At 62.7% G+C, this 10,522-nt stretch carries 8 protein-coding genes and 1 pseudogene; 6 read left to right on the top strand and 3 right to left on the bottom strand.

The window, feature by feature from the left end; all coding sequences use genetic code 11:
- The first annotated feature begins 410 nt into the window (after positions 1–410).
- From EOA29_RS13265 to EOA29_RS13285, 4 genes are all read left to right on the top strand, one after another.
- Positions 411–2,582 (top strand): malate synthase G, encoded by a 2,172-nt coding sequence (locus EOA29_RS13265; protein WP_126090971.1) that lies wholly within the window; start codon positions 411–413, stop codon positions 2,580–2,582.
- A gap of 690 nt (positions 2,583–3,272) precedes the next feature.
- Entirely contained in the window at positions 3,273–3,863 is a 591-nt protein-coding gene (locus EOA29_RS13270) for a DUF308 domain-containing protein (protein WP_126090970.1), read from the top strand.
- A gap of 30 nt (positions 3,864–3,893) precedes the next feature.
- A complete protein-coding gene (locus tag EOA29_RS13275) occupies positions 3,894–4,481 on the top strand; it encodes a TetR/AcrR family transcriptional regulator (RefSeq protein ID WP_126095685.1) in 588 nt (195 codons plus the stop codon).
- Positions 4,482–5,082: 601 nt separating this feature from the next.
- Positions 5,083–5,508 carry a hypothetical protein gene (locus EOA29_RS13285; protein WP_127220988.1) on the top strand — a complete coding sequence of 142 codons (426 nt, stop codon included), beginning with the start codon at positions 5,083–5,085 and terminating at the stop codon, positions 5,506–5,508.
- Positions 5,509–5,579: 71 nt separating this feature from the next.
- On the opposite strand, the gene EOA29_RS13290 is transcribed toward EOA29_RS13285, so the two are convergent.
- Both EOA29_RS13290 and EOA29_RS13295 read right to left on the bottom strand, forming a co-directional pair.
- The gene (locus tag EOA29_RS13290) at positions 5,580–7,109 is read right to left on the bottom strand and encodes a YifB family Mg chelatase-like AAA ATPase (protein WP_127220989.1); all 1,530 of its coding nucleotides are present in this window, start codon (positions 7,107–7,109) and stop codon (positions 5,580–5,582) included.
- Between the two features lie 181 nt (positions 7,110–7,290).
- Positions 7,291–7,485, bottom strand: a pseudogene (locus EOA29_RS13295) (cyclic nucleotide-binding domain-containing protein); the annotation flags it as partial.
- Positions 7,486–7,658: 173 nt separating this feature from the next.
- Between EOA29_RS13295 and EOA29_RS13300 the strand changes: the two are divergent.
- Together EOA29_RS13300 and EOA29_RS13305 are read left to right on the top strand one after the other, a co-directional pair.
- On the top strand, positions 7,659–8,483 hold the full coding sequence (locus EOA29_RS13300) for a methyltransferase domain-containing protein (RefSeq protein ID WP_126090967.1): 825 nt from the start codon (positions 7,659–7,661) through the stop codon (positions 8,481–8,483).
- A gap of 753 nt (positions 8,484–9,236) precedes the next feature.
- Entirely contained in the window at positions 9,237–9,881 is a 645-nt protein-coding gene (locus tag EOA29_RS13305; protein WP_126090966.1) for a peroxiredoxin-like family protein, read from the top strand.
- A gap of 275 nt (positions 9,882–10,156) precedes the next feature.
- Here the strand turns inward: EOA29_RS13305 and EOA29_RS44010 are convergent, their stop codons facing one another.
- The gene (locus EOA29_RS44010) at positions 10,157–10,267 is read right to left on the bottom strand and encodes an ATP-binding protein (RefSeq protein WP_245464938.1); all 111 of its coding nucleotides are present in this window, start codon (positions 10,265–10,267) and stop codon (positions 10,157–10,159) included.
- Positions 10,268–10,522: the final 255 nt, after the last annotated feature.

Genomic DNA, 10,522 nt, shown 5'->3' on the forward strand with positions numbered 1-10,522 from the left:
TGCGGGCGCTCGCCGCCCAGCGCGCCAAGGATGCCGGCACCGACAGCGCCGAGATCGACGTCGCCACCGAGTTCAAGGTCTCGACCATCGAAGGCCAGCGCATGTTCATCGAAGCGCATGTCGTGGCGGTGGCGTCGGGACGGCCGCGGATCGCGGCGTAGGCGCCCGTCCTTCTCCCCTTGTGGGAGAAGGTGTCGCCGAAGGCGACGGATGAGGGGTGCTCTAGGGAAAGCTGACGTCTCACTCCGCTGGAACACCCCTCATCCGTCTCGGCGCTTGCGCGCCGATCCACCTTCTCCCACAAGGGGAGAAGGGAAGGCCGCGCCGCCCTACTTAACCCTAAGCCGAATTGACCCCTGACCCCCAACATGCCAAAGGCCCGGCAAAGCCTATCATCTGGAGACGTGCTGATGACCGACCGCATCGAGATCGCCGGGTTGCAAATCGCCCGGGAGCTCCATGACTTCGTGGCCGAGGAGGCAGCAGTCGGCACCGGCATCGATCCGGAAGCCTTCTGGGAGGGCTTTTCAGCCATCGTCCATGATCTGGCGCCGAAGAACCGCGCGCTGCTCGCCAAACGCGACGCCATGCAGGAAAAGCTCGACGGCTGGTATCGCGAAAACGGCGCGCCGGTCGACATGGAAGCCTACAGGGGGTTCCTCAAGGAGATCGGCTATCTGGTGCCGGAAGGTCCGATCTTCAGTGTCTCGACCGACAATGTCGACCCCGAGATCGCCGTCGTCGCCGGGCCGCAGCTCGTCGTGCCGGTGATGAACGCACGCTATGCGCTCAATGCCGCCAATGCGCGCTGGGGCTCGCTCTATGACGCGCTCTACGGCACGGATGCCATCCCCGAGACGGGCGGCGCCGAGAAGGGCAAGGGGTTTAATCCCACGCGCGGCGCCAGGGTCATCGCCTGGGCCAGGGATTTCCTCGACCAGTCCGTGCCGCTGACCACGGGCAAATGGGCCGGCGTCAACGGGCTCTCGGTGGCGAACGGCGCACTGAGGGTCGGCGAAGGCGCCGGCGCCACCACGCTTGCCGACCCGAAGCAGTTCGCCGGCTATCGCGGCGATGCCGAGAATCCCGAGGCCGTGCTTCTGGTCAAGAACGGCCTGCATATCGAGATTGCAATCGACCGCGCCAACCAGATCGGCAAGACCGATCCGGCCGGCATTGCCGATCTCATCCTGGAATCGGCCTTGACCACCATCCAGGACTGCGAGGATTCGGTCGCCGCCGTGGATGCCGAGGACAAGGTCGTCGTCTACCGCAACTGGCTCGGCCTGATGAAGGGCGACCTGGCGGAAGAGATCACCAAGGGCGGCAAGACTTTTGTCCGCAAGCTCAATCCGGACCGCCGCTACACGTCGCCGAATGGCGGCCAGTTGCTGCTGCCCGGACGCTCGCTGATGCTGGTGCGCAATGTCGGCCACCTGATGACCAATCAGGCGATCCTCGACCGCGCGGGCCAAGAGGTGCCGGAAGGCATCATGGATGCCGCGCTCACCGCGCTGATCGCGCTGCATGACGTTGGGCCGAACGGGCGGTGCGCCAATTCCCGCGCGGGCTCGATGTATGTGGTGAAGCCGAAGATGCACGGGCCCGACGAGGTCGCCTTCGCCGTCGAGATTTTCGACCGCGTCGAGGCGCTGCTCGGCATGGCGAAGAACACCATCAAGATGGGCATCATGGACGAGGAGCGGCGCACCACCGTCAACCTCAAGGAAGCGATCCGCGCGGCACGGGAACGCGTGGTGTTCATCAACACCGGCTTCCTCGACCGCACCGGCGACGAGATCCACACCTCGATGGAAGCCGGCCCGATGATCCGCAAGGGCGACATGAAGCAGGCCGCCTGGATTTCCGCCTACGAGGCCTGGAATGTCGACACCGGTCTCGAATGCGGGCTTTCCGGCCACGCCCAGATCGGCAAGGGCATGTGGGCGATGCCCGATTTGATGGCGGCGATGCTGGAGCAGAAGATCGCGCATCCCAAGGCCGGCGCCAATACCGCCTGGGTGCCGTCGCCGACGGCGGCGACCCTGCACGCCACGCACTACCACAAGGTCGACGTGCACGCCGTGCAGGCGACCTTGAAGAGCCGGCCGAAGGCCAGGCTCGACGATATTTTGTCGGTGCCGGTGGCGGTGCGGCCGAACTGGACGCCGGACGAGATCCAGCGTGAGCTCGACAACAACGCGCAAGGCATCCTCGGCTATGTCGTGCGCTGGATCGACCAGGGCGTCGGCTGCTCGAAAGTGCCCGATATCAACGATGTCGGCCTGATGGAGGACCGCGCCACGCTGCGAATTTCCTCGCAGCACATCGCCAACTGGCTGCGCCACAAGGTGTGCTCGGAAATCCAGGTGCGGGATTCGCTGCAGCGCATGGCGGCGATCGTCGACCGCCAGAATGTCGGCGACCCGCTCTACCGGCCGATGGCGCCGGACTTCGATAACTCAATCGCCTTCCAGGCCGCCTGCGACCTGGTCTTCAAGGGCACAGTCCAACCCAACGGCTATACGGAGCCGGTGCTGCATGCGCGCCGGCTGGAGCTGAAGGCGCGGGAGCAAGCCTGAGGCCGGTAGCGCCGGCGCCCCTCCTCTTGAGGGGCAGGGCTATCGCATATGGATAGCGACGGTTTGCGCCCTACGAATACCCCCACCCCTAACCCCTCCCCACAGGGGGAGGGGGTCTCTCTTCGCAAGAATCTCATATGCAATAGCCCTGCCTTGAGGGGGGTGGTCCGAAGGGCCGGGTTAAGTGCGCGCCGACTCCCATTTCGACGCCACGAAGCGATGTCACCGCTACCGCACTCCGTCCGGTTCAGCTCAAAAAGGCGGCGACGGGCAGGGCAATCGCATATGGCAGCGCTGGCTCCCCTCTCCGACCGCTACGCGGCCACCTCTCCCCCATTTCATGGGGGCGAGGAAACGCTAACTGCTGACGCCGCGGCCTTGAAAAGCTTGGGTTCCTCTCCCCCACAAAGTGGGGGAGAGGTGGCTCGGCGAAGCCGAGACGGAGAGGGGGAGCGCCATATGCGATTGCCCCACCCCTCAAGGGGAGAGGGACGTAGCGCGCCCATTTGAGCAGGAGCCTCAGTTCGGCCCGTCCCGCGCAGCTTCGACAGATCTTCGGCCAGCGCGGTCCATGCGCGGCTATACGCGAACGACCGATCACATAAATGAGATGTCGAGGTGATCGGCGATGCCTTGACGATCCATAATCTACCTACTAGTTGGTAGGCTCGTCAAACGAGAGATCCCATCATGTCTGCACAAATGAACGATCAAAGCCGTGCCCTGTCTTCAAACGCCTGGCTCAAAAGCTATTATTTCCTGCGGTTTGCCGTATCGGCGGCCTGGGTTGCGCTGGCTTTCACGGTCGCGAAAGACAGTCCACCGTTTGCCGCCGTCATGCTGGTGGCCTACCCTCTATGGGACGCGCTCGCCAACTACATTGACGCGCGGCGCACCGGTGGGCTCAGCCGCAACAAATCGCAGCTGCTCAATTTGGTCGTCAGCGTCATCACTGCGATCGCGGTCACGATCGCGCTTGGTCACAGTATGAACGCGGTGCTCTCGGTCTATGGCGTCTGGGCCGTTGGCTCCGGCGTGTTTCAGCTGCTGACCGCGGTGCGTCGCTGGAAAACCAACGGCGCCCAGTGGGCGATGATCCTGAGCGGCGCCCAATCGGCGCTGGCGGGCCTGTTTTTCGTAAAGATGGCCGGGGGCATGGAGGCCATTGGCATCGCCAACGTTGCGCCCTATGCCGCTTTCGGCGCCTTCTACTTCCTCGTGTCCGCCGTGTGGCTGTCGGTCGGCGGCGCTCTTCGCAAGTCGCCGCGGGCCGTGAGTTGAGGTTTTCTCCGCTGGACGTTAGGCATGTCTATGAACAAGCCATCGAACACTGCCGATGACATCCTGGCCGCCGCGCGACGCTTCATCGTCGCCGGCGGCTACAACGGGTTCAGCTACGCCGATATCGCCGAGGTGATCGGTATCCGCAAGGCCAGCATCCACCACCATTTCCCCAGCAAGGTCGATCTGGTGCAAACCCTGGTCAGGCGCTACCTCGAGGATGCCGTCACGGGCATGGCGGAGCTTGAGCGCAATGTGCCTGAGCCGCCTGAGTTGCTTCGAACCTACGCCGGCTTTTGGGCTCGCTGCATTGAGGATGCGAGCCGGCCGTTCTGCGTCTGCGCACTGCTCGCCAGTGAGCTTCCGGCCCTTCCGCCAGAGGTTGCCGTGGAAGTCCGGGCGTATTTTCAGTTTCTCTCGGGGTGGCTGACCGGTGTCATCGAGCGGGGCGCCCGGCAAAGCACGTTGACAATTTCCGCTGCGCCGCGCGTTGAGGCGGAGGCCTTCATGGCGACCGTGCACGGGGCGATGCTTTCTGCGCGAACCTATGGCGATACTGCGGCTTTCGCCACGATCATGACGCCGACATTGCAGAAGCTGATCCCAGAGGCCGTTTGACGCCGGCAAAGGAAGGTCCGCTTGGAGAAACGGACCCGGCGCGCTTGCGGGTTCCTTGTGACTACGCCGCCTGCGCCATCCGCTCTGCGCTCATGCGGTAGGAAATCGCTTCGGCGAGATGGATGCGGCCGACCGTTTCGCTGGCGTCGAGGTCGGCCAGCGTGGGCACTTTGAGTCTTATTTAGTTGATAAGTTAACGAAAGAGGAGCAGAAATTTCAATTGGGGAATTGTAGCGAGGGGGATTGCTATGCGCAACTTAGGCATAATTGCGGTAGTTGCTTTTTTGTTTATAGAAGGTTGTGTTTCAACGCAGTTTGAAAAGTTAAAACCAATCAGCCAGTCTGACGTATATAAAGTTGTTGCCGAGGTAAAACGTCAAATAGGAGTTTATACAGCATACCAGAGGTCGTCTTTGGGGTATCCTGCAGTGCTAGCCAACTCACGAGCTAAGGTTTGCGGCAACGGCCTAATTGGATTTGATATAGTTTCTGTCAAATGGAATTGCTTTCAACATCAGAGGGCACTGTAAGCGCCGGTGCTGTTGTAAGCCCTATGCCAATAGGTGGGGGAACCGTTGGAGGTAATTTGGGGGCAAGCCAGGTGACAACCGACAGCCAAACGCTCCTTGTGCAAGAGGAGGTCTCACTCAGCAGCAAACCGGTGGACTATCAACCAGGCGCCCTCGAAAAGGCTCCGATAGCCAGAGCAATGGTTAACTTGTGGAGCGCTGCTCTGCAGAGTGGCGATGATGCCAGCGATGTATGCCTGAAGTTGAAGCAGGGATCTACCGACGCCAATACGTTCAAAATGTCGATCAATGTCGTTAAGGATGTCAATGGCAAGGTGAGTGTGGGTCTAGCTCCCATCGCTCTCACCGCAGGCGGTGAATTCAAGGGTACTACTGGCAATACAATAACAGTGAAATTCGAGCCGCATGATTTCAGGCAGGTTCCGCAGCCCCGCCCGAGGCCATGTGCTCCCAGAGACACTCGTCCCGAATGCCAGAAGCATTTCATTCCATCCTGACGAACAGAGAATAGCTCAGGTATTCCGATGGCTTGGGTGGCGCCGAAAAGCTGTACGGAAAATGCTGAAATCTACGCCGCCTGCGCCATCCGCTCCGCATTCATGCGGTAGGAAATCGCTTCGGCGAGATGGATGCGGCCGACCGTTTCGCTGGCGTCGAGGTCGGCCAGCGTACGTGCTACCTTCAGCACGCGGTGATAGGCCCGCGCCGAAAAGGCGAGCTTCTCGCTGGCGTCCTTAAGCAGCGCCAGTCCGGCGCCATCGGGCCTGGCGATCTCCTCGATGATCGCAGGCGGGCAATGCGCGTTGGTGGTGGCCGCAGCACTCAGCCTTTCCAGGCGCTCGCGCTGGATGGTGCGGGCGCGGGCCACGCGCTGCGCCACCGAGGCGCTCGTTTCGGCCTTGTCCGGCCGGATCAGGTCGCTAGCGGAGACCGCCGGCACCTCAATCCGAAGGTCGATGCGGTCGAGCAGCGGGCCGGAGATGCGCGCCTGGTACTCGGTGCGGCAGCGCTCGCCGCGCAGGCAGCGATAGCCGGGCTCGCCCGACATGCCGCAGCGGCACGGGTTCATCGCCGCCACCAGCTGGATGCGCGCCGGGTAGGTGACGCGGTGGTTGGCGCGTGCGATCACGCAGTCGCCGGTCTCCAGCGGCTGGCGCAGCGCATCCAGCGTCTGCGGCGTGAATTCCGGGAATTCGTCGAGGAACAGCACGCCGTGATGGGCAAGCGACACCTCGCCTGGCCGGACCCTTAACCCGCCGCCGACCCTCGCCGCCATCGAGGCGGAGTGATGCGGAGCGCGGAACGGCCGCCGGTCGGTGAGCTTGCCTTCGCCGAGCTCGCCGGCCACGGAAGCGATCATCGAGACTTCCAGCAGCTCCTTCGGCGCCAGCGGCGGCAGGATCGAGGGCAGCCGCTGCGCCAGCATCGACTTGCCCGAGCCGGGCGGCCCGACCATCAAAAGATTGTGCCCGCCGGCGGCCGCCACTTCGAGTGCCCGCTTGGCGCTTTCCTGGCCCTTGATGTCGGCGAGGTCCGGCAGGTCGCGCGCCGCGAGCTGGATGCCGGCCTCGGGGCGCGACAGCACCTGCGTGCCGCGGAAATGATTGGCGATGGCGATCAGGCTGCGCGGCGCCAGGATGTCAAAATCCTTGCCGGCCCAGGCCGCTTCCGGCCCGCAGGCGAAGGGGCAGATCAGCCCCTTGTTCTCGGCATTGGCGCCGATCGCCGCCGGCAGCGCGCCGGCCACGGCCGCGATGGTGCCGTCGAGCGAAAGTTCGCCGAGCACGACATAGCCGGCCAGCATGTCGCCCGGAACGGCGCCGAGCGCCGCCATCAGGCCGAGCGCGATCGGCAGGTCGTAGTGGCTGCCTTCCTTAGGCAGGTCGGCCGGCGCGAGGTTCACCGTCACCTTCTTCGAAGGCATCGACAGGCCCGATGCATGGAGTGCCGCCTGCACGCGCTCGCGGCTTTCGGCCACCGCCTTGTCCGGCAGGCCGACGATCTGCATGCCGACCTTGCCCGGCGCGATCATCACCTGGACATCGACCGGCACGGCCTCGATGCCCTGGAAAGCCACCGTGCGAACCCGCGCCACCATGTTTCTCAAGCCCCCGGATGCCGGCTCGCGCGCGGATTTGCGATCAGCCCGCGAGCAAGGTCAGGTCAGACAACCATAGATTTTGGATTTAGGCAAGAACATTACGGGAACAGAGGAACGCCGTCTGGCGACGATCCTGGGCCGCGATGATACGCCACTACCGTCCGGGACTGCAGTACGGTCAAGCCGTCGGCGATGCGCCGCGCCGCTCGAGCGCGGTCTTGCGGATGATTTCCGCGATCTCCGGGCTGCTGCCGCACAGCATCTGGAAATCCGCCGAGTGCAGCGACAGGAGTGAGACCGCCGTTGCGGCGCTGACGGTCGCGATACGCGGTTCGCCGCTGATCAGCGCTATCTCGCCGAAGAAGGCGCCGGGGGACATTCGCTGAGACAGGAGTAGAGGTCTCGTTAGGGTGGGGGAGCGGACCTTCCATCGATCTGCTCTGTTTCCACACTGGTTGCTGGTTGACATACACGCGCTTTATGATTGCTGTTTAAAGCTCTGGTCGGGCCCGTTGCCCGAGCGGCTGGTTGTGCGGGAGGGACTCTATGGCCCAGCAGGAGCAGTGGCAGCTGGAAGGCAGCGGCGCGGAACTCTACGAGCGTTACTTGGTCCCGGCAATTACCGCCCTGTGGGCCGCCGACCTAGTGGATCGTGCTGCGCCTCAATCTGGTGAGCGGGTTCTGGACCTCGCCTGCGGCACCGGCGTGGTGGCACGCGTCGCGGCCGAGCGTATGGGAGGGGGGCAGGTCGTCGGCCTCGACATCAATACGGGCATGCTTGCCGTTGCTCGATCGCTCCCGACAGGCGCTGGACCGCGTATTGACTGGTGCGAAGGAAGCGCGCTCGAAATGCCGTTCACTGACTCCACCTTCGATCTCGTTCTTTGCCAGCTCGGACTGCAGTTTTTCCCGGACCGATCGGGTGCGCTACGTGAAATGTTCCGGGTGCTGGTGCCTAACGGCCGACTGGCCTTAAGCGTTTTCAGCGCTATTGACCACACTCCTGCGGCGAAGGCTCTGGCAGATGCCTTGGACCGACATCTCGGTCCAGGCGCTTCGGCAACCAAACGGTCCGAGCATTCACTCGCCGATGCTGACGAGCTTTACCGACTGGTGGCTGGCACGGGCTTTCGCCATGTGACCGTCCACACGATTACCCAGAACATCCGATTCCCCTCGCCAAAGGAATACGTGCGACTACAGCTAGCAGCAACTCCCCAGGCTGGACTGGTGAGCGGAATGGATGCCGGACATCGCGACGCAGTAATCACAGCGATCACGGGTGATCTAAGTTCCTCGCTGGCAATCTATTCAAGTGGAGGGGAGTTGACGTTCCCCCAAGAGGCTCACGTCCTGGTCGCTCGCAGATAGCAGCTGTCGTTGCGGCGCGAGCATCGCTAAGACGCTCGGTTCCTCCCGACGGTCGGGATCGACCGCACGCGATGCAATCGCTAAGCTGCGGGCGGCAAATCCCCGCGTCTCGATCGCCCTCGTCGTAGTCTATGACCGGTTCGGGTCAGGAGCGCTGGTTGCGCTCGACGTCGGGTTTCGGGAAGGAGAAACGGCCCAGGAAGGGCAGCAATGGGTGGGGGGAAAGGTGCCGTTGGCTCATCTGCCAGAACGAGCAGGTCGCGCCAGCTCCCGACATTGCCGGCCAGCCTCGCAAGTGTCGTGATACGATCCGTTGACGACCCTAGTCGCCGCAGACTTCAGCGTCAAAAAACAAGCTTCGGAACCTGACCTTCAGAACAACAATTCGGGAGTGCTACGGAGTGAAATTCATTCGCCACATTGGCTCCGGCCACATCGAAGCCGCCCAAGTTTCAAGACGTTGAGCACCGTTAGAACGCGCATCTGAAAGATCCTGTCGGTCTCGCCGCTGTGGTCGTCCCATGGCACGGATGAGACGACCACTGTTTGCCGCGGCGCCCGAGACGGCTCGCGATACGCGTGAGCCGCAGATGCTTTTTCCGTGCTATGATGGGCTTGCAATCTTGACCTCGGCAATATGGCAGAGGCCGAACGCTGTTTGCTCTGGCGCGGGAGTTTGCGCCCAGCACGGGCCCAACCCGAAATGTAGTGTTGCTGCCTTTTGCCGACTGAGCTTGGGCGAGGAGTTTGTCCATGTCCATGTGTAGTGTTGACCGCCCACTGCAGCCGGGCGACCCAGCGCCCAATATAGTGCTCGATGCTATCTCGCGCGAAGGCAAGATTGCGCTCAATGATTTTCGAGGCCGTAGCCCGTTGTTGATCGGTTTGTTTCGCGGTCTGCACTGTCCGTTCTGCCGCCGTCACGTCGCGGCCATGGCGCAACTCAATCCGGCTCTGCGTGAGAAAGGCGTCGAATGCCTGGCAGTGGTCAATACGCCGGTCGAACGGGCACGGCTCTATTTCCGCTACCACCCGATGCCCTACCTTCTCGCCGCGTCCGACCCGGAGCGGGCCTCGCATCGTGCTTTCGGCTTGCGCGAGGTCGGGATGGACACGGTCACGGCGATACGGATTGACCTTCCGGGCGAGTTGCCAGAACCTATGGACGTGATGGCAATGAACGAGTTACTCAACAAGAAGGAAGGATATGAGATTACGGAAGCCGATCAGCAGATGATGGCTTCCGGCCAGGGGCAGCTTGTCGGTCAGTTCCTAATCGACCGGGAGGGCATCGTGCGCTGGAGCTTCACTGAAGTTCTGGAGGTTGGTCTCCAAACGTTCAGGGCGCCGAAGCCCGAGGAACTGATATCGGTAGCGTCCCAAGTCGCACATCAATAGGCTGCCGAAAAATTCGCTCGACGACCGCGCCCTGTAACGATTCTATGGGTTTGAGGCCATGATCAAGGTGCTCAAGCGCGGCGGCCCGGGTCTGCCCGTAAGCTTCGTAGCGGTTCCATTCAACGGGCGGATGCTAGAGTGAGCCAGCCTCAGCGCATAGGCTAGGCGACGTCCCTCCGCAATCACGTGGTTTCCGACAGGCGCGCAGTACGGCGATTTTCCACCCGATCAAGGCCTTCCGGCAGCGTGCTTGCAACGGCTGGATAGGGTCACTGTTACGCCTTCAGGCAGCACCCGGCGACGACCAGAGACGATGTGGGTTTCGGGTGGAAATTAATGTAGCAAACCATCAGGAGATTGTGCCCACCGGCCGCCGCCACCTCCAGCGCCCGCTTGGCGCTCTCCTGGCCTTGATGTCGGCAAGGTCCGGCAGGTCGCGATCAGGCTGGCGACGATCTTGGGTCGCGATGATGCACCATTGCGGTCTGGAACTGCGCATCTAGTATGGTCAGGCCGTCGGTGATGCGCCGCGCCGCTCGAGCGCGGTCTTGCGGATGATTTCCGCGATCTCCGGGCTGCTGCCGCACAGCATCTGGAAATCCGCCGAGTGCAGCGACAGGAGCGAGACCGCCGTTGCGGCG

Source organism: Mesorhizobium sp. M1E.F.Ca.ET.063.01.1.1 (genome assembly GCF_003998155.1).
Classification (GTDB): domain Bacteria; phylum Pseudomonadota; class Alphaproteobacteria; order Rhizobiales; family Rhizobiaceae; genus Mesorhizobium.

Excerpts from the sequence above, each read along its gene's own strand:
- EOA29_RS13270 (WP_126090970.1), top strand. The coding sequence starts at position 3,273 with ATGTCTGCACAAATGAACGATCAAAGCCGTGCCCTGTCTTCAAACGCC.
- EOA29_RS13305 (WP_126090966.1), top strand. The coding sequence starts at position 9,237 with ATGTCCATGTGTAGTGTTGACCGCCCACTGCAGCCGGGCGACCCAGCG.
- EOA29_RS13265 (WP_126090971.1), top strand. The coding sequence starts at position 411 with ATGACCGACCGCATCGAGATCGCCGGGTTGCAAATCGCCCGGGAGCTC.
- EOA29_RS13275 (WP_126095685.1), top strand. The coding sequence starts at position 3,894 with ATGAACAAGCCATCGAACACTGCCGATGACATCCTGGCCGCCGCGCGA.
- EOA29_RS13290 (WP_127220989.1), bottom strand. The coding sequence starts at position 7,109 with ATGGTGGCGCGGGTTCGCACGGTGGCTTTCCAGGGCATCGAGGCCGTG.
- EOA29_RS13300 (WP_126090967.1), top strand. The coding sequence starts at position 7,659 with ATGGCCCAGCAGGAGCAGTGGCAGCTGGAAGGCAGCGGCGCGGAACTC.